General features: G+C 62.6%; 28 protein-coding genes. 9 read left to right on the top strand and 19 right to left on the bottom strand.

Annotated elements, in window-relative coordinates; translation table 11 throughout:
• Nucleotides 1-51: 51 nt before the first annotated feature.
• The 8 genes from hutG to ftsY all read right to left on the bottom strand — a co-directional run bounded on the left by hutG (nucleotide 52) and on the right by ftsY (nucleotide 9,107).
• A complete protein-coding gene (gene hutG / locus ACFWHB_RS01540; RefSeq protein WP_163155495.1) occupies nucleotides 52-990 on the bottom strand; it encodes a formimidoylglutamase in 939 nt (312 codons plus the stop codon).
• Nucleotides 983-2,218, bottom strand: a complete 1,236-nt coding sequence (hutI, locus tag ACFWHB_RS01535) for an imidazolonepropionase (RefSeq protein ID WP_394294423.1) — start codon at nucleotides 2,216-2,218, stop codon at nucleotides 983-985. The genes hutG and hutI overlap by 8 nt, the downstream gene beginning before the upstream one ends.
• Nucleotides 2,219-2,373: 155 nt before the next feature.
• Nucleotides 2,374-3,078, bottom strand: a complete 705-nt coding sequence (hutC, locus tag ACFWHB_RS01530) for a histidine utilization repressor (protein WP_106887812.1) — start codon at nucleotides 3,076-3,078, stop codon at nucleotides 2,374-2,376.
• Between the two features lie 11 nt (nucleotides 3,079-3,089).
• Nucleotides 3,090-3,749 carry a carbonate dehydratase gene (gene can / locus ACFWHB_RS01525; protein ID WP_025325422.1) on the bottom strand — a complete coding sequence of 220 codons (660 nt, stop codon included), beginning with the start codon at nucleotides 3,747-3,749 and terminating at the stop codon, nucleotides 3,090-3,092.
• Nucleotides 3,750-3,935: 186 nt separating this feature from the next.
• Nucleotides 3,936-4,790, bottom strand: coding sequence for an RNA polymerase sigma factor RpoH (gene rpoH / locus ACFWHB_RS01520; RefSeq protein WP_025325421.1), 855 nt, complete (start codon nucleotides 4,788-4,790; stop codon nucleotides 3,936-3,938).
• Between the two features lie 464 nt (nucleotides 4,791-5,254).
• Nucleotides 5,255-6,208, bottom strand: coding sequence for a permease-like cell division protein FtsX (ftsX, locus tag ACFWHB_RS01515; RefSeq protein ID WP_005323432.1), 954 nt, complete (start codon nucleotides 6,206-6,208; stop codon nucleotides 5,255-5,257).
• A gap of 97 nt (nucleotides 6,209-6,305) precedes the next feature.
• Complete coding sequence (gene ftsE, locus ACFWHB_RS01510) at nucleotides 6,306-6,977, bottom strand: cell division ATP-binding protein FtsE (RefSeq protein ID WP_106885210.1); 672 nt, start codon at nucleotides 6,975-6,977, stop codon at nucleotides 6,306-6,308.
• Nucleotides 6,978-7,322: 345 nt separating this feature from the next.
• Nucleotides 7,323-9,107, bottom strand: coding sequence for a signal recognition particle-docking protein FtsY (gene ftsY / locus ACFWHB_RS01505; RefSeq protein WP_395949321.1), 1,785 nt, complete (start codon nucleotides 9,105-9,107; stop codon nucleotides 7,323-7,325).
• A gap of 111 nt (nucleotides 9,108-9,218) precedes the next feature.
• Here ftsY and rsmD point away from each other — a divergent pair, with 111 nt between their 5' ends.
• Both rsmD and ACFWHB_RS01495 read left to right on the top strand, forming a co-directional pair.
• Nucleotides 9,219-9,848: a 16S rRNA (guanine(966)-N(2))-methyltransferase RsmD gene (gene rsmD, locus ACFWHB_RS01500; RefSeq protein WP_290029573.1), complete on the top strand. Its 630-nt coding sequence runs from the start codon at nucleotides 9,219-9,221 to the stop codon at nucleotides 9,846-9,848.
• A gap of 120 nt (nucleotides 9,849-9,968) precedes the next feature.
• Nucleotides 9,969-10,283 (top strand): DUF1145 domain-containing protein, encoded by a 315-nt coding sequence (locus ACFWHB_RS01495; protein ID WP_025325417.1) that lies wholly within the window; start codon nucleotides 9,969-9,971, stop codon nucleotides 10,281-10,283.
• A gap of 37 nt (nucleotides 10,284-10,320) precedes the next feature.
• Here ACFWHB_RS01495 and ACFWHB_RS01490 read toward each other — a convergent pair whose 3' ends face one another.
• Both ACFWHB_RS01490 and fabR read right to left on the bottom strand, forming a co-directional pair.
• Nucleotides 10,321-10,686, bottom strand: a complete 366-nt coding sequence (locus tag ACFWHB_RS01490) for a YijD family membrane protein (protein WP_111910783.1) — start codon at nucleotides 10,684-10,686, stop codon at nucleotides 10,321-10,323.
• A gap of 19 nt (nucleotides 10,687-10,705) precedes the next feature.
• Entirely contained in the window at nucleotides 10,706-11,326 is a 621-nt protein-coding gene (gene fabR, locus ACFWHB_RS01485; protein ID WP_025325415.1) for an HTH-type transcriptional repressor FabR, read from the bottom strand.
• Nucleotides 11,327-11,475: 149 nt separating this feature from the next.
• On the opposite strand from fabR, the gene ACFWHB_RS01480 reads away from it, so the two are divergent.
• Nucleotides 11,476-12,594, top strand: a complete 1,119-nt coding sequence (locus ACFWHB_RS01480; protein ID WP_234678253.1) for a fatty acid desaturase — start codon at nucleotides 11,476-11,478, stop codon at nucleotides 12,592-12,594.
• A 476-nt stretch (nucleotides 12,595-13,070) separates the two neighbouring features.
• On the opposite strand, the gene ACFWHB_RS01475 is transcribed toward ACFWHB_RS01480, so the two are convergent.
• Entirely contained in the window at nucleotides 13,071-14,324 is a 1,254-nt protein-coding gene (locus ACFWHB_RS01475) for a phospholipase D-like domain-containing protein (protein WP_395949320.1), read from the bottom strand.
• Nucleotides 14,325-14,399: 75 nt separating this feature from the next.
• On the opposite strand from ACFWHB_RS01475, the gene ACFWHB_RS01470 reads away from it, so the two are divergent.
• Nucleotides 14,400-14,561, top strand: a complete 162-nt coding sequence (locus ACFWHB_RS01470) for a hypothetical protein (RefSeq protein ID WP_395949319.1) — start codon at nucleotides 14,400-14,402, stop codon at nucleotides 14,559-14,561.
• A gap of 4 nt (nucleotides 14,562-14,565) precedes the next feature.
• Here ACFWHB_RS01470 and ACFWHB_RS01465 read toward each other — a convergent pair whose 3' ends face one another.
• The 3 genes from ACFWHB_RS01465 to tatA form a co-directional block, all read right to left on the bottom strand.
• Nucleotides 14,566-16,026 (bottom strand): transglycosylase SLT domain-containing protein, encoded by a 1,461-nt coding sequence (locus ACFWHB_RS01465; RefSeq protein WP_395949318.1) that lies wholly within the window; start codon nucleotides 16,024-16,026, stop codon nucleotides 14,566-14,568.
• Between the two features lie 231 nt (nucleotides 16,027-16,257).
• Nucleotides 16,258-16,560 (bottom strand): YfcZ/YiiS family protein, encoded by a 303-nt coding sequence (locus ACFWHB_RS01460; protein WP_113069474.1) that lies wholly within the window; start codon nucleotides 16,558-16,560, stop codon nucleotides 16,258-16,260.
• A gap of 14 nt (nucleotides 16,561-16,574) precedes the next feature.
• Complete coding sequence (tatA, locus tag ACFWHB_RS01455) at nucleotides 16,575-16,736, bottom strand: twin-arginine translocase TatA/TatE family subunit (RefSeq protein ID WP_005323446.1); 162 nt, start codon at nucleotides 16,734-16,736, stop codon at nucleotides 16,575-16,577.
• 281 nt (nucleotides 16,737-17,017) lie between these two features.
• Here tatA and ACFWHB_RS01450 point away from each other — a divergent pair, with 281 nt between their 5' ends.
• A complete protein-coding gene (locus tag ACFWHB_RS01450; protein WP_395949317.1) occupies nucleotides 17,018-18,010 on the top strand; it encodes a LysR substrate-binding domain-containing protein in 993 nt (330 codons plus the stop codon).
• 30 nt (nucleotides 18,011-18,040) lie between these two features.
• On the opposite strand, the gene ACFWHB_RS01445 is transcribed toward ACFWHB_RS01450, so the two are convergent.
• Together ACFWHB_RS01445 and ACFWHB_RS01440 are read right to left on the bottom strand one after the other, a co-directional pair.
• Nucleotides 18,041-18,640 carry a YhgN family NAAT transporter gene (locus ACFWHB_RS01445; RefSeq protein ID WP_163155507.1) on the bottom strand — a complete coding sequence of 200 codons (600 nt, stop codon included), beginning with the start codon at nucleotides 18,638-18,640 and terminating at the stop codon, nucleotides 18,041-18,043.
• Between the two features lie 109 nt (nucleotides 18,641-18,749).
• On the bottom strand, nucleotides 18,750-18,995 hold the full coding sequence (locus tag ACFWHB_RS01440) for a YecH family metal-binding protein (RefSeq protein WP_025325408.1): 246 nt from the start codon (nucleotides 18,993-18,995) through the stop codon (nucleotides 18,750-18,752).
• Between the two features lie 206 nt (nucleotides 18,996-19,201).
• On the opposite strand from ACFWHB_RS01440, the gene ACFWHB_RS01435 reads away from it, so the two are divergent.
• Nucleotides 19,202-20,485 (top strand): dicarboxylate/amino acid:cation symporter, encoded by a 1,284-nt coding sequence (locus ACFWHB_RS01435; RefSeq protein ID WP_162520185.1) that lies wholly within the window; start codon nucleotides 19,202-19,204, stop codon nucleotides 20,483-20,485.
• 21 nt (nucleotides 20,486-20,506) lie between these two features.
• Here ACFWHB_RS01435 and ACFWHB_RS01430 read toward each other — a convergent pair whose 3' ends face one another.
• Nucleotides 20,507-20,821: a putative signal transducing protein gene (locus ACFWHB_RS01430; RefSeq protein WP_025325406.1), complete on the bottom strand. Its 315-nt coding sequence runs from the start codon at nucleotides 20,819-20,821 to the stop codon at nucleotides 20,507-20,509.
• Between the two features lie 86 nt (nucleotides 20,822-20,907).
• Entirely contained in the window at nucleotides 20,908-21,810 is a 903-nt protein-coding gene (locus tag ACFWHB_RS01425; RefSeq protein ID WP_106885221.1) for a LysR family transcriptional regulator, read from the bottom strand.
• Nucleotides 21,811-21,908: 98 nt separating this feature from the next.
• Between ACFWHB_RS01425 and ACFWHB_RS01420 the strand changes: the two genes are divergently transcribed.
• Entirely contained in the window at nucleotides 21,909-22,961 is a 1,053-nt protein-coding gene (locus ACFWHB_RS01420; protein ID WP_395949316.1) for an HlyD family secretion protein, read from the top strand.
• Complete coding sequence (locus ACFWHB_RS01415) at nucleotides 22,961-24,514, top strand: DHA2 family efflux MFS transporter permease subunit (RefSeq protein ID WP_395949315.1); 1,554 nt, start codon at nucleotides 22,961-22,963, stop codon at nucleotides 24,512-24,514. The genes ACFWHB_RS01420 and ACFWHB_RS01415 overlap by 1 nt, the downstream gene beginning before the upstream one ends.
• Nucleotides 24,515-24,570: 56 nt before the next feature.
• Here the strand turns inward: ACFWHB_RS01415 and ACFWHB_RS01410 are convergent, their stop codons facing one another.
• Complete coding sequence (locus ACFWHB_RS01410) at nucleotides 24,571-25,197, bottom strand: lysoplasmalogenase (RefSeq protein WP_395949314.1); 627 nt, start codon at nucleotides 25,195-25,197, stop codon at nucleotides 24,571-24,573.
• A 173-nt stretch (nucleotides 25,198-25,370) separates the two neighbouring features.
• On the opposite strand from ACFWHB_RS01410, the gene ACFWHB_RS01405 reads away from it, so the two are divergent.
• Nucleotides 25,371-25,529: a hypothetical protein gene (locus ACFWHB_RS01405; RefSeq protein ID WP_005332188.1), complete on the top strand. Its 159-nt coding sequence runs from the start codon at nucleotides 25,371-25,373 to the stop codon at nucleotides 25,527-25,529.
• The last annotated feature ends 51 nt before the right edge of the window (nucleotides 25,530-25,580 follow it).

Below are 25,580 nucleotides of genomic sequence, written 5' to 3'. Positions count from 1 at the left end.
TATCAATGCAGCCGCCATGCGGGGGCACAGTGCCCCTGGCGAGTCGGCCGGCTACTTGGTTAGTTGATGGACCAGCCGGGCGGCCACGCGGGCGCTGCGGTTGTCCAGATCCAGACTCGGGTTGTACTCGGCCAGATCGGCGAGCCTGAGCTTGCCGCTGGCCCGGATATGGGCGATCAGGGGTTCGATGACGGCCAGCTCGACGCCGCGGGCGGCGGGGGCGCTCACCCCCGGCATGACGGCGCCGGGTAACACATCCAAATCTATGGTGAGATAGAGGTGATCGCAGCGGGCGATAAAGGCGTCCAGCCCCGCCAGCAACACCGGCAGCTCGGCCTGGGTCATCTCCTCGTCCAGCACATGCCAGACTCCCAGCGTCTCGGCGCGGGCAAAGAGCGCCGCCGTGTTGGCGGTCTCGGCCACCCCGAGGCAGGCGTAAGTAAAGGGGGTGCCCTGTGCGGCGCACTGCTCGGCGATCTGGAAGAAGGGGGTGCCCGAGCTCGCCTGCTCCTGCTTCATGCGCAGATCGAAGTGGGCATCGAAGTTGATGATGCCGACCCGGCCCTTGCCACCCAGATGACGGTTGAGGCCGCTCCAGCTACCGAAGGCCACCTCGTGACCACCTCCCAGCACCAGCGGGAAGTGGCCCAGATCCAGCGCACGGGCGACCCGCTCCGCCAGACGGTCGTGGGCGGCATCGAGATCGCCGTCCTCGCAGCGCACGTCGCCGCCGTCATGGACGGGCCGACCCAGGTGCCAGGCGGTGTTGGCGAGCAGCTTGCGCACCGCCAGCGGGGCAGCGGCGGCGCCGACCCGCCCCTTGTTGCGGCGCACCCCTTCGTCACAGGCAAAACCGAGCAGCACCACGCCGGGCTCACTGTCGGCTTGCCAGGGTTGCACCTTGTTGTGCCAGCGCAGGGCCAGTTCACCATCTTCCGGATCCTGGCGCCCCTGCCAGACCGACATGTCGGCCACGTTGAACTTATCCATGGAGCGTCTCCTCCCCGTTGAGAACCCGGCTGACCAGCTGATCGACCCCGATCAGGTAGCTGATCTCCGAGGGGTGGGCACAATTCCAGACCAGAAAATCGGCCTGCATGCCCACTCTCAACTGCCCCAGACGCTCCTGCTCGCCGAGCGCCCGGGCGGCGTGACGGGTCACCCCGGCCATGGCCTCGACCGGGGTCAGGCCGAACAGGGTGCAGGCCATGTTCATGGCCATGCGCAGGGAGACGATGGGGGCCGTACCCGGGTTGATGTCGGAGGAGACCGCCATGGGCACGCCCGCCTTGCGCAGGGCGGCAACCGGCGGCAGCTTGGTCTCTTTGAGGAAGTAGAAGGCGGTGGGGAGCAGGGTGGCGACCACGCCACGGTGGGCCAGCGCCTGGATCCCGTCCTGATCCAGATATTCCAGGTGATCCACCGAGAGAGCACCGAAGTTGGCGGCGAGCGTGCTTCCCCCCAGGTTGGAGAGCTGCTCCATGTGCCCCTTCACCGCGAGGTTGTATTGACCCGCCGCCAGATAGACCTGCTCTGTCTGGGCCAGGGAGAAGCCGATATGCTCGCAGAAGACGTCCACCGCATCCGCCAGACCCGCCTCGGCGGCCGCCGGGATGATCTCCTGGCAGATGGTCTCGACCCAGGAATCGGGATCGTCGCGGTACTCCGGCGGCACCGCATGGGCGGCCAGCAAGGTGGTCTTGACCCGGATGGGCAGCGCCTCCCCCAGGCGACGGGCGACCCGCAGCATCTTGAGCTCGTCCGCCAGGGTGAGGCCATAGCCGGACTTGATCTCCACAGTGGTGACCCCTTCCCGGATCAGGGACTTGATCCTCGGCACCGCCAGCTCATAGAGCTGATCCTCGCTGGCCGCGCGGGTGGCCCGTACGGTGGATAGTATGCCACCCCCCTTGCGGGCGATGTCGCTGTAGGGCACGCCCTGCTGGCGCAGCTCGAACTCCTCGGCCCGGCTGCCGGCAAAGATGAGGTGGGTGTGGCAATCGATGAGGCCAGGAGTCACCAGCCTGCCCTTCATGTCACGCCAGTGGGCGGGATGGGGTCCCTTGAGATCCTGCATGGGGACCAGGGCGTGGATCCTGCCTTCATGCACGCCGAGGGCATGGGGTTCCAGCAGACCGTAGTCCGCCAGATCGGAGCGCAGGGTGGCGGGTGTCACGTTGAGCCAGACCCGCTCGCAGTTCAACAGTTCCTTGTTCATACCGACCTCTAAATGTATATACAATAATTTATAGCCGATCTCTGACGAGAAAGAAAGGATCAAGTTCACATCTTGATAACAGCGGTTTCATTAGAGTTTAAGCACAAAAAAGCCCACCAATGGGTGGGCTCTTAAAACAAGATATGTATATACAATCAAGTCAATCGGGTCTTGGAGCTCAGCTTGTAGCGGGAGCCTGGCGAGAGCAGCCTGGCGTAGGAGACCAGGAAGCCATCCGACCAGGTGCGCCGATGCAGCAGCAGGCAGGGGGTATCGACCCTCACCTGCAGCAAGCCTGCCTCGCCGGCGCTCGGCAGCACAGCCTCCACCACGTGCTCCATCTCGGAGAGGGGGCAGACTTCCATCAGATAGCTGTTCGGCGTCTGTTTCGTGAAGTCCTGCTCCCCATAGCCGGGCAGGCGCTCGGCATCGACGAAACGCTCCTCCAGTTGCAGCGGCTCCCCATCTGCCTGATGGACGATGAGGCTGTGGAAGGTGGGCGCCCCGACCCGCAAACCCAGTCGCACCGCCACCTTCTCGTCCGCAGCCTGGCGCTGCAGGCGGATCACCCGGGCGCTGTACTGGCTGCCCCGCTCGGCGATCTCGTCGGCTATGTTGCGAATGGCCAGCAGCGGCGACTCGGCACGCCTGTCCGCCACGAAGCTGCCGGAGCCGGCGGTGCGATTGAGCCAGCCCTCGGCCACCAGTTCACGCAGCGCCTTGTTGACCGTCATCCGGCTCACGGCAAACTGCTCGCACAGGGCGGCCTCGGTCGGGATCCTGTCGCCTGCCTGATAGTGGCGTTCGCGGATCCCGTCCAGGATGTGCTGTTTGATCTGCAGATAGAGGGCGGGTGCCACCAATGGGTTCCTCAGCGACGACGGTGAGGCGGACGCATGTCCGGCCAGGCACGGTAGACGTCCGGGATCTGATCCGGGCCGCTGATGCAGAGATCGAGATCGTGCAGCAGACCATCCTTGATGCCGTAGATCCAGCCGTGCACCGCCAGCTCCTGCCCCTTGCGCCAGGCATTCTGGATGATGGTGGTGTGGCAGACGTTGGCGACCTGCTCGGCCACGTTCAGCTCGCACAGGTAGTCGAAGCGCTCGTGCTCATCCTCGATGGCTTCGAGCTGTTCGCCGTACTTGAAATAGACATCCTTGATGTTGCGCAGCCAGTTGTCGATGAGGCCCAGCTCCTGGTTCTGCATCGCCGCCTTGACGCCGCCGCAACCGTAGTGGCCGCAGACGATGATGTGCTTCACCTTGAGCACCTCCACCGCGTATTGCAGCACCGAGAGGCAGTTGAAATCGGTGTGTACCACCAGATTGGCGACGTTGCGGTGGACGAAGACATCCCCCGGCAGCAGGCCCATCAGCTGGTTGGCGGGAACCCGACTGTCGGAGCAACCGATCCAGAGGTACTCGGGCGCCTGCTGGGCGGAGAGGGTAGCGAAGAAATCGGGATCTTCGGCCTTGATCCGTTCCGCCCACTCGCGGTTATTGGTAAACAGGTCGTTCAACAGTTTCACTTCTGCTCTCCCTAACTGTGGCAGTGGCGGCAACATACCATACACAAGGGTAACCAAGGCAAGGCCGACCAGATCCCGATGAAACAAAAACAGGGCCATCAGGCCCTGTTTTCTACAAGAGAATGCCCTCAGGCATCCATGGCGTCTTTCAGTTTCTTGAGCGGTTCACAGGCTCGGCGAATGTCCTCAGGCGGCCATCGCATCCTTCAGCTTCTTGAGCGCGTTCTTCTCAAGCTGACGCACACGCTCGGCGGATACACCGTAGTTGTCGGCCAGCTCCTGCAAGGTGGTCTTGCTCTCCTCATCCAGCCAGCGGGCGCGGATGATGTGCTGGCTGCGCTCGTCCAGGGTGGCCATGGCCGCACTCAGGCGACGGGTGGCGTGGCTGTCCCAGTTGTCGTTTTCTATGGTGGCGGCCAGATCGGAAGACTTGTCTTCCAGATAATGGACGGGGGCGAAGCCACCTTCATCCTCATCGTCACCGACCAGATCGAAGGCCTGATCGTAGTTGCTCATGCGCGCTTCCATCTCGGTGACGTCCGCGGCAGAGACCCCGAGATCCGCGGCAACGGCCTGCACCTCTTCGTGATTCAGCCAGCCCAGACGCTTCTTGGACTTGCGCAGGTTGAAGAACAGCTTGCGCTGGGCCTTGGTGGTGGCCACCTTGACCATGCGCCAGTTGCGCAGCACATATTCGTGGATCTCGGCCTTGATCCAGTGCACGGCGAAGGAGACCAGACGCACCCCGACGCTCGGGTCGAAGCGCTTGACCGCCTTCATCAGGCCGATATTGCCTTCCTGCACCAGATCGGCCTGAGGCAGGCCATAGCCGGAGTAGCTCTTGGCCACGTGAACGACAAAACGCAGATGCGACATGACCAGCTGACGGGCAGCCTCGAGATCGCCACCCTGCTGCAAACGCATCGCCAGTTCACGCTCTTCCTCCGCGCTCAGCACGGGGATCGAGTTGACGGCTTGGATATAGCCTTCCAGACTACCTTGCGGAATCAGAGCCATAGTGCGTTGCAATGAAGTTCCCATGTTCTACCTCTTACTTTTCAATCGAATCAGTCTAACACCCTGAGAGGGCCTGTCTACCGACCGGGGGTCATTCTGCGGCCCACATCAAACATAAGTCAAACATCGGCCCCAGCATGAACCCGGGCTATCTTAGGCTGACGGGATGAATCATAAATGAACGGTCAAAAAAAAGGGGTCACAGTGAAGGACCCCTGAAAAGTAGCATGCTAAGTCCATTGTTGCGGAGCTCGCAACCTTCACATGCTTGCCAAGTCAGACGAGCAAGGCAGAGGGGCCACACCCGTATAAATTCTGTTGCACTAGATAGACTGTTTATAAATCAAAAGGTTCACAGGATCCAAATATGATCCTTGGTGCAGGCCTCATTCAGATTACTCTGAGAAAGTAGCCCGTGCCAGAAACGGGCCACTCTTTTACTTGATCCAGTTCGCAAAATCCAGCGCTTTAAAATGCTGACAAATTAATCAGGATGGTTCTATGTCGCGAATGTGCCTGTGAACCGAGAACCAGGACGCAATCAGCCCCAGCAAGGCCCCCAACAGTATGAGATTGAAGCCGTCGAACGCCCCCATCCCTACCAGCCGGAAGTTGCTGTTGTAAAGCCCCGCCAGCTCCTTCACCACCCCCTCGCTCCAGATCACCATGACCTCGGTCAGCCACCAGGCCAGCATGCCGCCGATGACCCCGAACCAGATGCCGGTGTAGAGGAAAGGACGGTGAATGAAGGCGTCGGTCGCCCCCACCAGCTTGAGCACTTCGATCTCGGATCTCTGGTTGAGGATATTGAGGCGAAGGGTGTTGCCGACGATCAGCAGCACGGCGGAGAGCAGCAGCACCGCTATGCCGGTGATGGTGTGGCGCAGCAGATTCATGATCCCCTGCAGCCGGGTCAGCCACTGCAGATCCAGCTTGCCCTGCTCAATGCCGGGCTCATTCTCCAGCTTGGCGAGCAGCTCGGCGGCCCCTTCCGGATTCTGCCAGCGCGGATCCGGGATCACGCTCAGCACAGGCGGCAACGGGTTGCTGTCGAGGTAGTCGAGAGCATCGCCGAAGCCGGAGATCTCGCGAAACTCCTTGAGCGCCTCGTCCCGGTTCATGTAGGTGACGGACTCCACCTCGGGATAGAGCAGGATCCGCTGCTTCATGTCGAGGATGCTCTGCTCCGGCAGATCCTTGCGCAGATAGAGGGAGATCTGGGAGCTGGTCTGCCAGCTCCCTTCCACCACTTCGGCGTTTTTCAGCAGCACGTGGAAGCAGGAGGGGAGCGCCAGACTGACCCCGAGCACCGCCAGCGTCATCAGGGAGGCGAGCGGATTGCGCCACAGCTCTCCCAGACTGGCAAAGGCCTGACGCACGTGATCCACGCCGTACATCATCAGACGGCGCAGCGGCGGCTGTTTATGACGGACAATAGCCATCAGCACTCCCTCCCCTGTCGAATATCGGCGACCTGATCCATCCGAGTGACCATCATCAGAGGGCACAGAGGGGGCTGTTTATGACGAACTATGGCCATCAGCTCTCCTCCTGCTCTTGGGAATACATGCGCCCGGCCTTCAGGGTCAGGGTGCGATAGCGCATGCGGGCGATCAGCCCCAGATCGTGAGTGGCAATCAGCACAGAGACCCCGAAGCGGTTGAACTCTTCGAACAGTCGCATGATGTCCATGGAGAGCTGGGGATCCAGGTTGCCGGTTGGCTCATCCGCCAGCAGCAGGGGCGGCTTGTTGACGATGGCGCGGGCGATGCCGACCCGCTGCTGCTCACCACCGGAGAGCATGCGCGGCTGGTAACGCTCCTTGCCGAGCAGGCCGACCTTGTCCAGCGCCGCCGCCACCCGCTTGTTGATGTCGGCATGGCTGTAGCCATCGATCACCAGGGGCAGGGCCACGTTGTCGAACACGGTTCTGTCCATCAGCAACCGGTGATCCTGAAAGATCATCCCGATCTGGCGGCGCACATAGGGGATCTGGCTGCGCTGGATCTGGCTGACGTCATCGCCATGGAAGAAGACGCGACCATCGGTCGGCCGCTCCATCACGCTGATGAGCTTGAGGAGGGTACTCTTGCCCGCCCCCGAATGGCCGGTCAGGAAGGCCATCTCCCCCTTGCGCAGGTGGAAGCTGACCTTCTGCAGCGCCTGATGGCCACCGCTGTATACCTTGCTGACCTTGTCAAAACGAATCATAACGGTTCCCTGAGATTGACCAACCCCGACCGGGATCGAAGCATGGCACGCTGGCTCCTCGCGGCGACACCAGGCCTTGATGAAATAGCTGATCCGCAGCAATACACCTTGTCAGTCTTGTCGATACAAATCATACCCTGACAGTGACAAGCCCCGACCGGGATCGAAGCATGGCACACTGACTCTTCGCGGCGACATAAGCCCTTGATGAAATGGCCGATCCGCAGCCACGCACCTTGGCGGCCTGGTCGACACGAATCATACCCTGACAGTGACAAGCCCCGACCTGAGTCGGGGCATGGAACACTTGATCATCACGGCTGAGCTGACTCATCGCGGCCGGACTCATTCCTCGCGGCTGAAGAGCGCCTCGATAAAGTCGTTGGCAACGAAGGGACGCAGATCGTCGATCCCCTCGCCCACCCCTATATAACGGATCGGGATCTGGAACTTGTCGGCCACCGCGAAGATGACGCCGCCCTTGGCGGTCCCATCCAGCTTGGTGAGGGTGATGCCGGTCAGGCCCACCGCCTCGCTGAACAGCTTGGCCTGGCTCAGGGCGTTCTGGCCTGTGCCTGCATCCAGGGTCAGCATGATCTCGTGGGGCGCCTCTTCATCCAGCTTCTTCATCACCCGCACCACCTTCTTGAGCTCTTCCATCAGGTTGCTCTTGTTCTGCAGGCGACCGGCGGTGTCGGCGATCAGCACATCGGCACCGCGGGAGCGGGCGGCCTCGATGGCGTCATAGATGACGGAGGCGGAGTCGGCACCTGTGTGCTGGGCGATCACCGGGATGTTGTTGCGCTGACCCCACACCTGCAACTGCTCGACCGCGGCGGCACGGAAGGTATCCCCCGCCGCCAGCATGACGCTCTTGCCGTCGGCCTGGAACTGCTTGGCCAGCTTGCCGATGGTAGTGGTCTTGCCGACGCCGTTCACGCCGACCATCAGGATCACGTAAGGCTTCTTGCTGGTGTCGATCACCAGCGGCTGCTCGACCTGAGTCAGCATTGCCCCCATGTCCTGCTTGAGCAGGCCGTAGAGCGCCTCGGCATCCTTGAGCTGCTTGCGATCCGCGTGCTGCACCAGCCCTTCGATGATACGGCTGGTGGTATCCACGCCGAGATCGGCGGTCAGCAGCTGGGTCTCCAGCTCTTCAAACAGCTCGTCGTCGATCTTCTTGCCACGGAACAGGCCGAAGAAACCGGAGCCGATATTCTCCCGGGTACGCACCAGACTGCGCTTGAGGCGGGCGAAGAAGCCCTCCCGCTGCGGCTTGTCCTGAGTATCGTCGTCCACCTTGGCGGCCAGGGGCAGGGCTGCCAGCGCGGCGGCATCTGCCTCCATCTCGGCGACCAGGCGTAAATCTTCCGCTCGCTGGGCCTCTTTGGCGATACGGGCTTCCTCGGCAGCCTGTGCCTCGGCGGCAACACGAGCGGCTTCCGCGGCTTGTGCCTCGGCGGCAATGCGGGCAGCTTCCGCAGCCTCTGCCTCGGCGGCAATGCGGGCAGCTTCCGCAGCTTGTGCCTCGGCAGCAATACGGGCAGCTTCCGCAGCCTCTGCCTCGGCGGCAACGCGAGCGGCTTCCGCAGCCTGTGCCTCGGCGGCAATGCGGGCAGCTTCCGCAGCTTGTGCCTCGGCAGCAACACGGGCAGCTTCCGCAGCTTCTGCCTCGGCGGCAATGCGGGCGGCTTCGGCGGCTTGTGCCTCGGCGGCAACACGGGCGGCTTCGGCAGCTTCTGCCTCGGCGGCAACGCGAGCAGCTTCGGCAACCTGGGCCTCGGCGGCGATACGGGCAGCTTCGACGGCTTGTGCTTCAGCGGCGACACGGGCGGCTTCCGCAGCTTGGGCCTCGGCTTCGGCGGCGATCAGCGCCTCATTGACGATGACGGGCTCGAGTTCGGAGGCAGGTTCCTCCACCACCAGAGGGCCTTCGTCAGGGGTCGCCAGGGGCGCCTCGTGCGGTACAGCAGGGGCCTCGGTCAGGGAAACATCAGCGACGGGAGCGGGGGCAACGGTGGCCTCGGACTCGGCGACAGCCGGGGTGGCGTCAGGGGCCTGTGATTGGACGGCCTCAGCCTCTTCTTTCTTGCGGCCGAAACCCAGCCAGGAAAACAAACCTTTTGCCATCTAAAAAATACTCACTTCGTTGGCTGACTGCTAAGATAGCCGTCCCTCGGCGGGTCGGCATAAAAATGAACCGCCTTATACTACCACTTTATTTTCTGACGACGAAACGCGATGCCCAGAGTGAAATCCAGCCGTAACAGCCCGAGCAAGAGCCCAGCCCCCCAGGGGCGAGCGGGCGTGGTAAGAATCATCAGCGGCCAGTGGAAGGGCCGCAAACTGCCGGTCAGGGATGTTGACGGACTCAGACCCACCACGGATCGCGTCAAGGAGACCATCTTCAACTGGCTGGCCCCCCATGTCCGCGGTGCCCGCTGCCTCGACCTGTTTGCCGGCAGCGGCGGCCTGGGGCTGGAGGCGCTGTCGCGCTACGCCGAGCAGGTGACCCTGGTCGAGATGGACAAGGGAGCCGCCGATCAGCTCAGGAAGAACCTGGCCGCCCTCGGCAGTCAGCAGGGCGAGGTGATCCAGGCCGATGCGGTGAGCTGGCTGCAAGGCCCGGCCACCCCCTTCGATCTGGTGTTCCTGGATCCGCCGTTTCGCCGTGAACTGCTGCCCCAGGTGTGCGAGCTGCTGGAGCAGCGCGGCTGGCTGGCGCCGGATGCCCTCATCTATCTTGAACGGGAAAAGGAGATGAGCGATCTCCCCCTGCCTGGCAGCTGGCAACAACTCAAGGACAAACAAGCGGGTCAGGTCTGCTACCAGCTCTATCTGCGGGACACCAAGGATGACGCCGCGGTTTGAGTGCCAGGCGGGAGGGGAAATGAACGATTGCCACTCCCTGTCAACTTGGACAACAGCAACAACTCAAGGACAAGCAGGCCGGTCAGGTCTGCTATCAACTCTATGTACGGGAGATAAGCGATGAAGCGGGTGTTTAATCTATTGGCGATGGGCGTGCTGCTGTTCTTCTGGCTCGGCGTGGTGCTCGCCCTGCTCGGCACACTGCCGGGCAAACTGAACGGTTTTCTGCCGGTGTGCGGCGTCATAGTGATACTGATGCACTGGGTACAGGCCAGCATGATCAAGGCCGCCTGCAAGCCCTACTTTGCCATCACCCGCCTCGAGTTCACCCAGGTGCTGATCTTCGGCGTGTTCGGCATGATGGAGATCCGCGCCAAGCTGCAGGCCATCATAGACGCCAGGCAGAGGGGAGAAACCCCGCCCCGGGCTGACTGACCCGAGACCGCCAGATCGAACCTGAAGGAGTGACATGTCACTCCTTCACTTTTTTCCCCAGGCTGATGCCGAGCTTGATGGAGAGCACGGCGAGCAGCAGCAGCATGGCAATCAGGGAGAAGAAGTTGCTGCCAAGCTCGGGGTACTGCACCTTGAGCAGCGCCGTGTGCCCGAACGCCCCGATGAAGAAGCAGAGCAGGATGCAGCTGGGGGTGTTGCCGACTATGGGCTCGTGGCGATAGTGCTGATAGAGCTGGTAGGCCGCCAGCAGCAGGGCGATCAGGGGGAAGAAGGAGAAGGGCACGACCGACTCGGTCAACACCGACAGGAAGGCATCACCGCAGATGCCGATGAGCAGGGCCAGCAACAGGGGCTTCTTCGGGATCGCGTTCGATTCATGCATGGGACTGTCCATCCTTGACTTAAGAGAGAGATTCGCGGCGCTTGCGGTTCTGGACCTCGGCGCCCATGGCGATCATCCGCAACTGGCTGATGGTACGCTCCGACAGGGCCCGGCACTCCTCGGGGGTCATGTCGAGGGCGTCGGCACCGGCGCTGAAGACTATGGTGACCATGGCTTCGGCCTGGATGTAGGCCTCTTCCCGTGGCGCCTGCGTGGTCGCCTCCAGATAATCGGTCAGCTCGGCGATGAAGTGCTGGATCTCGCGGGCCACCGCCTGACGGAAGGCCGCAGAGGTGCCGGAGCGCTCACGGAGCAGCAGCCGGAAGATGTTCGGGTTGTTTTCGACGAATTCCATGAAGGTCTGCACCGAGGTGCTGATGACGCTGCCACCACCGGCGATGCGCTGGCGCGCCTGGCGCATCAACTGGCGCAGGGTCAGGCCGCCCTCGTCCACCAGGGTCAGCCCCAGCTCTTCCATGTCGCGGAAATGACGGTAGAAGGAGGTCGGCGCTATGCCCGCCTCCCTGGCCACTTCCCGCAGACTGAGGTTGGAGAAGCTGCGGTTGGCACAGAGTTGACTGAACGCCGCTTCGATCAGCGTACGCCGGGTCTTTTCTTTTTGTTGCGCGCGAATACCCACGAAAACAGTCACCTTGAGATTAGCGAGGCCAGATGATAACCCGAAGGCGGGGCCTGGATCAGGTTTGTCTCCGACTTTTTTACCATTGACCCGCATTCCGGCTCAATGGAGAATAGTGGACAGCTGTTCGCTGAATGGAGCCGAGTGAAATGGACCGCCCCCCGATCATCATGACCAACACCCTGCTGTTCGCCCTCTCCGGGCTGACGGCACTGATTGCGGTACCCTGGTACGGCCTGACCCATGGCTATGACCTCTGGCAGTGGGGCTGCTTCCTGCTGCTGTTCTGCTACTGCGGCATCTCCATCACCGCCGGTTATCACCGACTCTGGTCCCACAAGGCCTACAAGGCACACCCTGCCCTGCAATGGATCTTCGCCATCGGCGGCGCCCTCGCCCTGCAAAACTCGGCACTCCACTGGTCGTCCGATCACCGCCGTCACCACCGCCACGTGGATGACAACCAGAAGGATCCCTACAGCGCGGGCCGCGGCTTCTGGTACTCTCACATCGGCTGGATGCTGCGGGAATACCAGCGCGAGATCTACCACGACTACAGCAATGTGCGGGATCTGCAGAACAACGCCGTGGTCGCCTTCCAGCACAAGCACTATCTGGCCTTGACCCTGGCCACCAACATCGGCATCCCGCTGCTGCTCGGCCTGATCCATGGGGATCTGCTCGGCATGCTGCTGCTGGCGGGGGTGCTGCGCATGGTGATGACCCACCACACCACCTTCTTCATCAACTCCCTTGCCCACATCTGGGGCAGCCAGCCCTTCACCGATCGCAACAGTGCGCGGGACAACGGCATCCTGGCCTTCTTCACCTTCGGCGAGGGGTATCACAACTTCCATCACCTGTTCGAGAACGACTACCGCAACGGCATCCACTGGTGGCAGTTCGACCCCACCAAGTGGCTGATCCGCACCGCCGCCTGGTGCGGGCTGGCCGGGGATCTCAGATCCTGTCCTGAGGAGCGGATCGAGCAGGCCAGGCTGGAGATGCAGCTCAAACGCGCCCAGGCCAGGTTGCGCAAGGCAGAGGACAGGGAGCTGTGGCAGGCGCTGCTGCAGGAGGAGTACGACAAGCTGAGCCTGCAGATCCAGCACTACTACGCCAGCCGCAAGCTATTGCTGGAGCAGCGCAAGCGCAAGGCGCTGGCCCGCTACGACAGGCTCAAGCTGCAGCTGGAGTATCGCAACCTGCGGGATGGCTTCCTCGTTGCCAAGCGCAACTGGAGTCGCCTGCTGGCCGGCATCGCCTGAGGCGGCTGACCGACAGACCTGATTGCCCAAGACCGCCCGCTGGCGGTCTTTTCATGGGCGTCTGGCGATCTTTTGGCATAAAAAAATGGGGCGACATTCGCATGTCACCCCCTCGCAAATAGCATGTTCCATATTGGGATCCGGCAATAACGGGGCTGATGCGCGTCACGGGTTTCCGCTCCCGATCCGCACTGCCAGCCAGAACACGCTGGCCGACCCACTCCCTTGCTGCCCTCACCCACACGGCAGACCAGCCGCCGTGTTTGTCCTTGCAACCGAAATACTACGCAGTTAAATAAAATAAAAAACCGTTATATGCGGCCCTGTATGCAAGCGAGGGCGCTGCATCAGGTATCGCCTATCGACATAAAGTGATTAAAAACAATACGATAAAATCTCAATCCGGCTTTGGATGGCAAACGTTATCCTCGAAGGCGCACAAGGCTTTGCGAGATCTCGCACAAGCTGGGCCCCACTCACAGCCAGCGGCGCAGCGGCAGCCAGTCGCTCAGTCGCGCCAGCAGGCGCCGCAGCGTCGAGGGGGGCGCCACCACAGGATGGACCGCCGCCCGTTGCCAACCGCAGAGCCAGTGCCGCAGCTCGGCACAGAGCGCCGGGCAGCTCAGGTGCAGCATCAGCTCGGTGTTGAGCATCAGGGAGCGGGGATCCAGATTGAAGCTGCCGAGCAGCGCCTCCTCCTCCCCCATCAGGATCAGCTTGGCGTGCAGACTGCGCCCCTCATCCGACAGCTCGGCCAGCACTATGCCCTGCCGCTCCAGCCAGGGGCGGTGGCGCCGATAGGCGCCATACACCAGGGGCACGTCTGTGCTGGCCAGGGAGTTGGTCAGGATCTCGATGCCGACCTCGGCCTGACGCAGCCGCTTGAGATGGCGGCGCAGGCTCCGGGTCAGGATCAGGTAAGGACTCACCAACCGCAGCGTCCCCTGGTTGCCAGCCAGCTTGCGTCCCAGCCGGGGCGCCGTGGTCGGCCGGGAGATAAGCCCCTTGCCGGGCCTGTCAAACCAGCACTCCCCGACCCCAGGATGCCAACGCAGGGGGAGAGGCGCGTCATCAAACAGGCTGGCGGGCAGATCGTAGACCATGGCCACCGCCGGGTCGGTCAGGGTCAGCAGGAAGTCGTTCACCGCGCGGATCTCGGCGGGCAGCAGGGGGCGCCGCAACAGGCGCCGGATGGGGTGGCTCCAGCGGCTGCGCCAGAACAGCTCGAAGCCCTGCTCGGCCTGGCGGCAGAGGGGGCCGCGGCAGACCAGATCCAGATCGACGAAGTGAGGGAACGCCCCCAGCCCGAAGTAAGGATCGCCGATGTTGCGGCCACCGATCACCGCCTCGTGGCCATCCACCAGCAGCAGCTTGTTGTGCATGCGGTGGTTGATGCGCCGGAAGCTGAGCAGGCCTTCCAGCAGCAGGGTCAGGGGGCGCCAACCCCTGAGCCAGAACGGATTGAACAGCCGCACCTCGATGCCAGGCTCTGCCGCCACCACCTCCAGGAAGCGGTTGTCGCCGGCATAGAGATCGTCGATGAGCAGCTGGACCCGGACCCCGCGCCGCGCCGCATGGAGCAACTCGGCCAGCAGCAGCTTGCCGCTGCTGTCCTCCTCCCAGCTGTAATACTGGGCCTGGATCCGGCTGCGGGCGCCGCGGATCAGCTGGCAGCGAGCCTTGAGAGCGGCGCCGGGATCATCGAGCAAGGCAAATTCGGCGGGGATCAAGGGTCATCTCCTTGTCATGAGACGGTGGCATAACCCAGACAACAGCCCCGATTGCGGCGTGTCAAGGAGCCGATGATGGAAGTGCGCGACCACCCCTGCCTCAGCCAGAGACCCCAGGCCAGTCAGCCGGATCCCACTCCCGCCAGGCTGCTGACCCCCTGGTACCGGCAGCACAGGGATCAGGGCTGGGAAGCCCTCCCCTTTACCCCCGAGGATGGCCTGCCCGACCGGCACTGAGCACTCAGGGCTGGACCGCCTCCATGGCCTCTGTCTTGCCCTCCACCTGAGGCAGGCTGAAGCGGTAGGCCACGTAGTATTTGTAGATGGTGCCGACGTAGTTGATGGGGCCCTGGCCGACCTCGTTGGCCACCAGCTGCTCCACGTTGCCAAACCAGACATTCGGATCCAGCCCCCTCTCCCTGGCCTTGGCCTGCAACGCCTGCACCCGGTTCGGGCCCGCGTTGTAGGCCGCCAGGGCGAACAGGTGACGGTTGAGCCTATCCATCCCGGGATCGTTGAAGTAGGTATCGAGAATGAGCCGCATGTAACGGCAGGCCGCCTCCACACTGCCTTCCAGGCTGGTGAGCCTGGCGCCGCGGATCCCCACCTCGCCCCCCGTGCTCGGCAGCAGTTGCATGATGCCGACAGCCCCGCGGTTGGAGCGGACATTGGGATTGAGCCCCGACTCCTTGTAAGCCAGCGCCGCCAGCATCAGCCAGTCGAGCTCATATTTGTCGGCCTGGGTTTCCAGCACCTTGCGGATGGTCGACAACCGCCCCAGGGGATCCGGCGCCAGTATGTTGCTCATCTTGTCACTCTGGGCCAGCAGGCGACGCAGGGTCATGTCGCTGTAGAGGGTGCGTTTGCTCGACTCCGAGATATAGGCGTTCACCGCCTTGAGCAGCTCGGGGCTGTTGTTGCGCAGTGCCCAGGCGCTGCGCCCCTTGTCCCGCAGCGGGATCAGCTTGTGGGCCTTGAGGCCCCCTATCATGTCGAGCCAGATCCGCCCCTTGAAACTGTCGGTGACGGTCAGCGGTATGATGCCGGCCGCCACCATCTCCAGCAGATCCCCGTCCTGCAGGTACTCAGGCACTGTCTCTATGTAGACGGGGGGCAGCCCCAGCTCGCGGAACAGCCAGTTGAGCTGATGCAGGCTCTCGTAATAGCTTGAGCTGGCCCGCACCCAGATCCGCCGACCGGAGAGCTGGGTGATGCGGTTGAAACCCGTCAGCTCCCGCTGGCTCACCACCCACTCCTCGATGGGCGAGATGAGCGGCTGGGAGAAGGTGACCTGCTCGCGCCGGGTCGGCGTCACCGTCAGGTTGGCCGCCACCAGATCCCCCCGCCCCTCGGTGAGGTAGTCCAGCAGCTTGTCCTGACGCACCGGGATATAGATGATCTTGAGCTTGAGCTTCTCCTTGGGGAGATAGGTCTGGTTCAGCCAGCGCTCGAAGCCTTGCAGTTGATTGACCAGGATGCCGTACTGGGCCCCCTTGTCGAAGAAGAAGAAACCCCGTTCATAGACCACCAGTGCCCTGAGCTCCTTCTTTTGCAGTATGTGTTCGAGATCCCCGGGTTGGGGCAGGAGCTTGGGCTTGACGTCCGCGGCGCGCGAAGGGGCATCACCAGGCTGGGAACCGAGATCCGTCGCCAGCAGAGGGAGAGAACAGAGGACCAGCATGGCCCAAATCCATCGCATCATGAGGTAGCCACCTTCTGTTGGTCGACTCGCGCCTTGAGATTCTCGGCAGGACAAGGCCCGACACGCGGGACTCATGACGGGGTGCCATCATGGCACCTTCCTGCAGCGGAACGATTGGTACCGGACTGAAACCGGATCGTCCGTGGGATAACTCACTATACAACGCAAAGAGAGGGAAAAGGCGAGGGGCAAAGCAATACGGCAGGCAAGCCTGCCGTCTCATCGGGGGGCTCAGATAGAGCGGGCACGCATCTCGAAAATCAACTTCTCGGCGGTGCAGGTGAATTGCAGGCGGGCCTTCAGGATCACGCCGTTGGCGCCCTGGGTCAGTTCGCTGTCGATCACGGCTTCGGCGGTCACCTGCTTGGCCAGCGCCTCATAGGCTGCCAGCTTGGCGCGGGCGTCGGCTTCTGCCGCGGCCTCGATCACCAGCTCCATCACATCGTCGCCTTCACCTATGATGGTGCCGATCTCGGCGAAACAGCCGCAGCTGTCGCAGGTTTCATTCAATTCCACTTTTTCGTCTACAGACATACTTCCACTCCTACTCATTTCGGATGTACTTCATCGTCACGCAAGGCTTTACGAAAATCCCTGATGGCGGTGCCCAGATCCTCACCGGCGCCAGCCAGGCGTTTGCTGCCAAACACCACGACGACCACCACCAGCAGGATCAACAGATGCCAGATATGAATTCCACCAAGTCCCATAGGGCGACTCCTGACAGATAGATACCCGTTGTTTGTATCAAAAGAAGGCGCAACGATTGTTGGGCAAAATCAAGGCAGGCGCAAGTTGGCAGGAAAATCGTCAAAAAACATAAAAAGATACGGCGACCTTTGGCCGCCGTATGAGTCGGTGCTACTTGTCCCCTCAACCGCTACATCCTGTACCAGTCGCCATGAAGGCGAGAGACAGGTCGAGCATAGGGTCGCCAAGATATGAAAACAAATGGTATAAATTCATCTAAGAATTGAAGAGGATTCATATCATGTTGCTGGAACAGCTCGGGCGCATAGATCTTAATTTGTTGATTATCCTGCAAGTATTGCTGGAGGAGCGCAATGGCAGCCGGGCCGCCCGTCGCCTGCATCTGAGCCAGTCGGCCGTCAGCAAGGCCCTGGGTCGCCTGCGGGAGACCTTCGACGATCCCCTGTTCGTCCGCTCCGCCTACGGGCTGGATCCCACCCCGCGCGCCCTCGATCTGCAGCAGCAGTTGCAACCCATACTGCTCTCCCTGGACAACCTGATCCAGCCCCCCGCCTTCGATCCCGCCAGCACAGAGCGGGAATTCGTCATCGCCAGCATGGACAGCGCCTTCACCCTGTTCGCGCCGCTCTACCTGAGCGAGCTCAAGCGCCAGGCACCGGGGATCCGGCTGCGCTACGAGGAGTGGACAGAGCACAGCCTGACCGAGATGAGCCAGGGTCAGGTGGACATCGCCTTCACGGTGCGGGAGAACTGCATCAACTCGGATTTCAGGCTGGACACCCTGCCCAACGCCATCTGCCAGCGACTGCTCGCCATCGATGACCTCACCTGCCTGGTGCAGCGGGATCACCCGGCCCTGCGCGAACCCGAGTGGGATCTTCCCCGCTACCTGGCCCATCCCCATGTGCAGACCTATTGCGAGGGACGGGATCGCTGGATGCTGGATCACAAGCTGGCGGAGCAGGATCTCTACCGCCGGATCGAGGCGACTGTGCCCTCCTTCGAGGCGGCACTGCGCATGGGCATGCACTCGGACATGATAGTGACCCTGTCACGGCTCTATGCCCGCCACGCGACCCAGGTCTATCCGCTGGTGCCGCTGCCGTTGCCCATCGCCCTGGACAGCATCTCCCACCTGCTCATCTGGCATCAGCGCCACGAGGAGGATCCGGGACACCGCTGGCTGCGGGAGACATTGCTCACCCTCATCATGGGCAAGCTGGAGGCCCCGTCCCGCCCGGACGAGGCGCTGGCCGTCATGAACGCACAATAAGAAAGGGGCTGCCTGGCAGCCCCTTTCTTTTTACCCCTTGCCCGTCACCGCCAGATAGTGGTGCACGCCATCCAGCAGCATCTGCACCGAGATCATCACCAGCAGCATGCCCATCAGCCGCTCCACGGCGGTGAGTCCTCGCTCACCCAGCAGCTTGTTGAACAGCTCGTAGAACATCAGGATCACGGCGCTGGCACCCCAGGCCATCAGCAGGGCCAGGGACCAGTCCGCCATCCGGGTCGGCTCCTGGTTCGCCAGCAGCAGCAGGGAGGCCAGGATGGAGGGGCCCGCTATCATGGGGATGGCCATGGGCACCAGGAAGGGCTCCTCCCCCGCCGCCAGCCCGGTCACGCCCCCCGGGCTCGGGAAGATCATCTTGATGGCGATGAGGAACAATATGATGCCCCCGGCGATGCTGACCGCCTCCTGGCGCAGGTTCAGGAAGCTCAGGATCTGCTGACCGGCAAACAGGAAGCCCAGCATGATGGCCAAGGAGAACAGCAGCTCGCGCATCATCACCTTGCGCCGCCGCTTGGGATCGACATGACGCAGTATGGAGAGGAAGACCGGCAGGTTGCCCAGCGGATCCATGATCAGAAACAACATGACGGCAGCGGAGAAAGTATCCATACAGGTTCCCGGGCGTTGCCCAGGCCAAGCCTTTAACAGAGGGGGGAGAGGGCGAAATATAACAAAGGAGGCGGGATTCGGCGAGCGCCTCGGTACGCTCGCCGCGGGATCAGCCGTGGTTGCAGATCTTGTCGGCCCGGGTCTGGAAGCCCTGCTCTGACTCGATGAACTTGCCGCGTTTGGCCAGCAGGCTGATCAGCGCCTCTGCATCCATCTCGCTCGCGCTGCAGGTATGGAAGCGGGCATCGGCGCCAAAGCGCGCCTCAATCGCCTCCCTGAGGCTGGCCCGGGTAAAATGGCCACCCTCTTCCAGCATCATCTCCATCACTTCGTGACCGTGTATCGACTGGGACATCTCAAACCTCTTTAATCATCATGTCAGATGTCCATTAGAGCCTGAACCCCGGCCCCCGATCTTGATATAAGCCAACAAAACGCCTTTTTTAACTTCCCCGGGCTGGCCGCGAGCGTCGCTTTGTCGATAATGTGGCAACCTGATCGGGGGATGGCTACACTAGCGCCCCTTTGCCATCGCAGACAGAAAATAAGGACATTGGCGTCATGCTGTTCCATGGATTGGTCTTCAAGCCCTGGCGGATCTGGACCCGCCGCCCGCTCTGGTTGAAGACACTGCTCGGCATGCTGACCGGGATCGGGCTAGGACTCTGCTTCAGCGAGCAGGCAATGCTGCTCAAGCCCATCGGCGTCCTGTTCGTGAACACCATACAGATGCTGATGGTGCCCCTCATCTTCTGCTCCGTCATCGCCGGCCTCACCGCCCTGCTCAAGGGCAAGACCCTGGACAGGATCGGCAGCAAGGCCATAGGTCTCTACCTCTGCTCCACCGCCGTCGCCATCTGCATCGGCCTGGTGATGGGCTGGCTGCTGGAACCCGGCATGGGCGCCAACATGGGGCCCTACGAACGGACCGGCGTGATGGTGCAGCCGACCCTGGCCAGCGTGCTGAGCCATCTGGTGCCCCACAACCCGGTGCAGGCCATGGTGGATGGCAAGATACTGCAGGTGATCGTCTTTGCGGTGGCCCTCGCCCTGGCCCTCAATGCCAGTGGCCGGCGCGGTCGCCCTGCCATTCTGTTCTTCACCTCCCTGGCGGAGGGGATGTTCAAGCTGACCCAGATGGTGATGGCGCTGGCCCCCTATGGCGTCTGCGCCCTGATGGCCTGGATGACGGGCAAATACGGGGTGAGCCTGCTGCTGCCCCTGCTCAAGGTGATAGGCGCCGTCTACCTCGGCTGCCTGCTGCACGTGCTCGGGGTCTACAGCAGCCTGCTGATCCTGCTGGCCCGCCTCAATCCGCTGCACTACTTCAAAAGCATCGTCGACGCCCAGGCGGTGGCCTTCACCAGCAGCTCAAGCAGCAGCACCCTGCCCATCAGCCTGGCCTGCGCCGAGCGCCGGCTGGGGGTCTCCCCCGCCATCACCGCCAAGGTGCTGCCGATTGGCGCCACCATCAACATGGATGGCACCGCCCTCTATCAGGGGGTGACGGCGCTGTTCGTGGCCCAGGCGTTCGGGGTGGATCTGCACGTGGTGGATTACCTGACCATCATCAGCATCGCCACCCTCGCCAGCATAGGCACGGCCGGCACGCCGGGCACCGGGCTCATGCTGCTGACCCTGACGCTGACCGCGGTGGGATTGCCGCTGGAAGGGGTGGCGCTGATCGCCGGGATAGACAGGATCCTCGACATGGCCCGTACCACTGTCAACGTATCCGGCGACATCCTGGTGTCGGTGCTGATCGCCCGCAGCGAGAAGGAGCTGGATCTGGCGATCTATCACGATGCCAGCGCGGGGGAGGACATCGACTTCACCCTGCGCTGAGGGTGACGGGAGGGAAAGATCTCAGTGATCCTGGGGATCGTGATGGCAGCGCCAGCAGATATCGAAGTTGGCGCCGTTCTCCTCCCCGCACTGACCGCACAGCCAGCCATTGCCCTGGCGCTGCTGGTAGCGCTCTATGATCCTGCCTGCCCGCCGGCGATCCTGCTCGCACACCATCAGGGTGACCTGCAGCAGATCCACGGGCAACTCTCCCAACGCCCCCGAGAGTCCCTCCCCGCTGAGCCGCACCCGCACCCCTTCGACTTCCAGCGCCCCTTTCAAGGCATGCGCCTCCAGCGAGTGGGAGGCCCGATACAAGTTAATCCACTGCTCCATATATCCTCTCCTCGCAACCCCTAGTCGATGCACCGGCGACGCCGGCCCACGGACCATCACACTTCCTCCGCATGACCCCTTGCCGCTCACAGCAGGTTGTCGATGCCGTAAGTCGGGCCATTGGCCACCAGAAAATCGATAAACACCCTCAACTTGCGCGGCATCAGCCGACGCTCGGGAAACAACAGATAGATGGGCACCTTGGGCTGCTGCCAGTCCGGCAGCAAAGCCACCAGAGAGCCGTCGGCCAGCTCATCATGGCACAACATGGCGGGCAGGGAGGCGAGCCCCAGCCCGGCCTTCGCCGCCTCTCTGGCACAGGTGATGTTGTTGACCTGGAAACGGGACGGCGGATCCACCAGCACTTCCCGGCCATCCAGTTCAAAACACCAGTGGGAGGCGAGAAAACCGCTGCTCACCGCGACCCTTTCATGGCGCACCAGATCCTCGGGTCGGGTGATCGCCGGGCTGCGCGCCAGATAATCCGGGCTGGCGCAGAGCAGGCGCCCAGTGCTCCACAGACGCCGTGCCGCCAGGTTGGAGTCGCTCATGTCGCCGATCCGCACTATGGCATCCAGCCCCTCGCTGATGGGATCCACTATGCGGTTGGTCAGTTCCAGATCCACCCGCAGCCCCGGATAGGCTTGCAGAAAGTGAGCCACCAGCCGACCCACCACCAGCTGCCCAGTCTCGATGGGAACCGCCAGCTTGAGGGTGCCTGTCACCTCCTGCTGGCTGGCACTCAGCATCAGCTCGGCCTGGGCCAGCTCCTCCACCGCCTTGCTGCAGCGCAGGTAATACTGCTCTCCGGCCTCGGTCAGGGTGAGCTGGCGGGTGGAGCGATAGAGCAGCCGCACGCCGAGGTGCTGCTCCAGTTCGGCGATGCGGCGGCTCACCGTCGCCTTGGTCATGCCCAGCTCCTGGGCGGCGGCGGTAAAGGAGCCCTTGTCGACGATGCGCACCAGAATCAAGGCTGCGTTCAAGTCCATTGTCTCACCAGTGAAACTGTATATCTCATGAATGGATACTAATCGAAACAGTCTGCCGATGTTAGCCTGCCCGCCACAGTTCAGGAAAAGCAAAAATCATGAGTCAACACAAGAAGATCCCCCTGCTGGCAGCCCTGCTGCTGGCCCTGCTCGGCATGCTGTTTGCCGCCTACTGGTATCTGCACGGCCGCCATTTCCAGAGCACCGACAACGCCTATCTGCAGAGCGAGGTGACCGGCATAGGCTCCAAGCTGCCCGGCTATATCAGCGAGGTGCTGGTGACCGACAACCAGGAGGTCAAGGCCGGCCAGCTCATCGCCAGACTGGACGACAGGGAGTACAGAACCCGGGTGCTCGAGGCCGAGGCCGATCTGCACCTCAATCAGGCGACTGCGGAGAACCTGGCCGCCACCCGTACCCAGCAGCTGAGCCTCATTCGTCAGGCCGAGGCCAGGGTCACCTCGGCCAATGCCGAGCAGGTGCGGGCCCAGCAGCAGGTGCGCCGGGTCAGCCAGCTCAATCAGCGCAACTACAGCTCCCAGGACAGTCTGGACGAGGTGCGCGCCGGTCTGCAGGTCAATCAGGCCCAGGAGCAGGAGGCCAGAGCCGCCCTGCAGGCCGCTCGCGAGCGCCTGCTGGTGCTGGACGCCGAAGCCAAGCAGAACCAGGCCAGGCTGGCACTGAGTGAAGCCCAGCTCGAACAGGCCAGGCTGGAGCTCGGCTACACAGAGCTGCGGGCCCCGGCGGACGGCATCATAGGCAAACGCAGCCTGCGGGAAGGGCTCTATGTGCAGTCCGGCATGCAGGTGGCCAGCCTGGTACCGCTGCAACAGGTGTGGGTCGAGGCGAACTTCAAAGAGACCCAGCTGCAGCACATGCAACCGGGTCAGCGCGTGGAGGTGATCCTGGATGCCTATCCGGATCAGCCGGTCGAGGGGATCATCGACAGCCTGGCCCCCGCCACCGGCGCCAAGTTCGCCCTGCTGCCGCCGGAGAACGCCACCGGCAACTTCACCAAGATAGTGCAGCGGGTGCCGGTCAAGATCCGCATCCCCGAGCCGGGCGCACTGGCAGGCAAGTTGCGTCCTGGCCTCTCCAGCGAGGTGATAGTGGATACCCGCAATCCTGAGCCCATGGTCGCCGCCAACTGATGGAACCCATTCCACGTCGCAACTGGATCGCGGTCATGGGGGGCCTCATCGGCGCCTTCATGGCCATACTCGACATCCAGATCACCAACGCCTCCCTGAAGGACATTCAGGGGGCCCTCTCGGCCACCCTGAGCGAGAGCTCCTGGATCTCCACCTCCTATCTGGTGGCGGAGATGATCGCCATCCCCCTGAGCGGCTGGTTGAGCCGGGGCCTGAGCGTGCGCCGTTACCTGCTGTGGACCACGGGGGCCTTCATCGTCGCCTCCGTGCTCTGCTCGTTCAGCTGGAACCTCACCAGCATGATCGTCTTCCGGGCATTGCAGGGCTTCACCGGCGGGGCCCTGATCCCCATGGCCTTCTCCCTCATCGTCAGCCTGCTGCCGCTGCACAAGCGGGCCACCGGCATGGCGCTGTTCGGCCTCTGTGCCACCTTCGCCCCCGCCATAGGTCCGACCCTCGGGGGCTGGCTGACGGAGCAGCTCTCCTGGCACTACATCTTCTACCTGAACGTGCCTCCCGGCCTGCTGGTGATGGCCATGCTGGCCCACGGTCTGGACAGGAAGCCGGTGGACTGGGAGGTGATAAAACGGGTGGATCTGGTCGGCATCCTCACCATGGCGGTGGGGCTGGGTCTGCTTGAGGTGGTGCTGGAGGAGGGCAACCGGGAGGACTGGTTCGGTTCCAGCTTCATAGTGCGGCTCACCGTCATCTCTGTGGTGGCCCTGGTGTTCTTCGTCATCAGCCAGCTGCTGCGCCGCCATCCCCTGGTCAATCTGCGGCTGCTGCACAGCCCGCGCTTCGCCCTGGCCTGCTTCGCCTACCTGGTGCTCGGCATGGCGCTGATGGGGTCCATCTATGTGCTGCCGCTCTATATGGCGCAGATCCACAACTACAACGCCCTGGAGATTGGCGAGGTGCTGATGTGGATGGGCCTGCCCCAGTTGCTGGTGCTGCCCCTGGTGCCCAGGCTGGTCACCCGGATAGATCCGCGCTACCTGGTGAGCTTCGGCTTCCTGGTGTTTGCCATCAGCTGTTTCATGAACGTCAACATGAGCGCCGACTACGCCGGCCCCCAGCTGATCCAGTCGCTGATAGTGCGGGCCCTGGGTCAGCCCTTCATCATGGTGCCGCTCTCCCTGGTAGCCACCGCCAGCCTGACCCCGGAGGAGATCCCCTCCTCCTCCACCCTGCTCAACGTGCTGCGCAACCTCGGGGGGGCCTTCGGCATCGCCATCATAGCCACCCTGATCGACAACGACACCCGCATCCATGCCAGCCAGATAGGCAGCACCCTGGCCGCCACCAGCATAGAGGGACAGAGCTACCTGCTGCAGCTGGCCCAGACCATGATGGCCCAGGGCTCGGATCCCGCGCTCGCCCAACAGCAGGCCAGGGCCATGCTGTCCAATACCATCAACCGGGAGGCCGCCATCATGGCCTACAACCAGGTGTTCTACGTGATGGGCATCTTCCTGCTCATCGCCAGCGCCCTGATGCTGCTGCTCAGGCAACCGGCCCCCAGGAACTCGGACGCCGAGCCGCTGGAGGCGTAAGCCAGAAATCAGAAACGGGCCGCTAGGCCCGTTTTCTTATGGTCGACGAAGCCTGCTCATCCCGCCAGGGAGGCGGAGATCAGGAACTGGGCGGCGAAGTAGCTGCTCATGATCCAGGCCGTGGCATGGGGGAAGGGGCGGCGGAAGCGATCTAGCGCCAGCATGCTGTCGGAGAAGAGGAACATCAGCGCCCCCACCAGGGCCGCAGCAGAACCTGCGGTGAGAGAGGCGTGCCAGGCGCCGGCGGCGACCCAGGCCATGGCGATGATCACCAGCATGTAGCAGAACACAGGGATCTTCATCTCCCCAAGCTTGCCCCACAACAGGCCGAACACCATGCCGGCCACCAGCAACAGCAGCAGGCCATCCACCAGCTTGAGCACCAGGGGGCCCTGGGCGAAACCGACTATGTAGCAGAGGTGCGCGACAAAAAATGCCGCCAATCCCTGGATGAAGCGATCCCGTGGCAGCATCAGCAGCACGTCCCCGGCCAGCGACAGGCAGAGGCCGAGCAGGATCCAGGCGTGGGAACCGTTGTGGTCATCGCTCTGGTAGCCAAAGGCCAGGGCGATGATGAACAGCATGGTCAGCGGTTTGCTGATGTAGAACTGACGGGAGTCTGAGCCATAAGCCGCGCGGATGTGCCACCAGCCAGATGCGATGATCAAGAAACTCAATAACATGCCCTGCTCCTCACCGATTGCTCGCGGTCACACGGCAACCTCTTTAGTGCCCGCAAGAGTAGCAAATTCCCCCGCCCAGTGGCAGGGGTGTGAAGCAGATGACACCCTACACCTAAAGTCTAATTGCCCCCTGCTCGCGGCTCGGGCATAAGAGACAGCTCTGGAAGATCACCATGGAAGACGCAATGACCAACTACCTGCCAGCCATCGACATCATGATGTGCCACCTGGGGATCAGCTTCGAACAAGCGTGCGAACAGCTTGGTCTGAGCCCGCAGGAACAACAGACCCTGGATCAGCTGCAAAAGCAGAAGCAGACCCAGTCAAACTAGCCTGCCCGGTATTGAAAACGGCGCCATCGAGGCGCCGTTTTTATTGGTGGT

Source organism: Aeromonas mytilicola subsp. aquatica (assembly GCF_044336385.1).
GTDB classification, from domain to species: domain Bacteria; phylum Pseudomonadota; class Gammaproteobacteria; order Enterobacterales; family Aeromonadaceae; genus Aeromonas; species Aeromonas rivipollensis.
The sequence above is the reverse complement of the archived record's forward strand: the minus strand, read 5'-3'. Positions and strand labels throughout refer to the sequence as shown.

Coding starts and splice junctions, on each gene's coding strand:
- hutG (WP_163155495.1), bottom strand. CDS start 990: ATGGATAAGTTCAACGTGGCCGACATGTCGGTCTGGCAGGGGCGCCAG.
- hutI (WP_394294423.1), bottom strand. CDS start 2,218: ATGAACAAGGAACTGTTGAACTGCGAGCGGGTCTGGCTCAACGTGACA.
- rpoH (WP_025325421.1), bottom strand. CDS start 4,790: ATGGGAACTTCATTGCAACGCACTATGGCTCTGATTCCGCAAGGTAGT.
- ftsX (WP_005323432.1), bottom strand. CDS start 6,208: ATGGCTATTGTCCGTCATAAACAGCCGCCGCTGCGCCGTCTGATGATG.
- ftsE (WP_106885210.1), bottom strand. CDS start 6,977: ATGATTCGTTTTGACAAGGTCAGCAAGGTATACAGCGGTGGCCATCAG.
- ftsY (WP_395949321.1), bottom strand. CDS start 9,107: ATGGCAAAAGGTTTGTTTTCCTGGCTGGGTTTCGGCCGCAAGAAAGAA.
- rsmD (WP_290029573.1), top strand. CDS start 9,219: ATGCCCAGAGTGAAATCCAGCCGTAACAGCCCGAGCAAGAGCCCAGCC.
- ACFWHB_RS01495 (WP_025325417.1), top strand. CDS start 9,969: ATGAAGCGGGTGTTTAATCTATTGGCGATGGGCGTGCTGCTGTTCTTC.
- ACFWHB_RS01490 (WP_111910783.1), bottom strand. CDS start 10,686: ATGCATGAATCGAACGCGATCCCGAAGAAGCCCCTGTTGCTGGCCCTG.
- ACFWHB_RS01480 (WP_234678253.1), top strand. CDS start 11,476: ATGGACCGCCCCCCGATCATCATGACCAACACCCTGCTGTTCGCCCTC.
- ACFWHB_RS01470 (WP_395949319.1), top strand. CDS start 14,400: ATGGAAGTGCGCGACCACCCCTGCCTCAGCCAGAGACCCCAGGCCAGT.
- ACFWHB_RS01465 (WP_395949318.1), bottom strand. CDS start 16,026: ATGATGCGATGGATTTGGGCCATGCTGGTCCTCTGTTCTCTCCCTCTG.
- ACFWHB_RS01460 (WP_113069474.1), bottom strand. CDS start 16,560: ATGTCTGTAGACGAAAAAGTGGAATTGAATGAAACCTGCGACAGCTGC.
- tatA (WP_005323446.1), bottom strand. CDS start 16,736: ATGGGACTTGGTGGAATTCATATCTGGCATCTGTTGATCCTGCTGGTG.
- ACFWHB_RS01450 (WP_395949317.1), top strand. CDS start 17,018: ATGTTGCTGGAACAGCTCGGGCGCATAGATCTTAATTTGTTGATTATC.
- ACFWHB_RS01445 (WP_163155507.1), bottom strand. CDS start 18,640: ATGGATACTTTCTCCGCTGCCGTCATGTTGTTTCTGATCATGGATCCG.
- ACFWHB_RS01440 (WP_025325408.1), bottom strand. CDS start 18,995: ATGTCCCAGTCGATACACGGTCACGAAGTGATGGAGATGATGCTGGAA.
- ACFWHB_RS01435 (WP_162520185.1), top strand. CDS start 19,202: ATGCTGTTCCATGGATTGGTCTTCAAGCCCTGGCGGATCTGGACCCGC.
- ACFWHB_RS01430 (WP_025325406.1), bottom strand. CDS start 20,821: ATGGAGCAGTGGATTAACTTGTATCGGGCCTCCCACTCGCTGGAGGCG.
- ACFWHB_RS01425 (WP_106885221.1), bottom strand. CDS start 21,810: ATGGACTTGAACGCAGCCTTGATTCTGGTGCGCATCGTCGACAAGGGC.
- ACFWHB_RS01420 (WP_395949316.1), top strand. CDS start 21,909: ATGAGTCAACACAAGAAGATCCCCCTGCTGGCAGCCCTGCTGCTGGCC.
- ACFWHB_RS01415 (WP_395949315.1), top strand. CDS start 22,961: ATGGAACCCATTCCACGTCGCAACTGGATCGCGGTCATGGGGGGCCTC.
- ACFWHB_RS01410 (WP_395949314.1), bottom strand. CDS start 25,197: ATGTTATTGAGTTTCTTGATCATCGCATCTGGCTGGTGGCACATCCGC.
- ACFWHB_RS01405 (WP_005332188.1), top strand. CDS start 25,371: ATGGAAGACGCAATGACCAACTACCTGCCAGCCATCGACATCATGATG.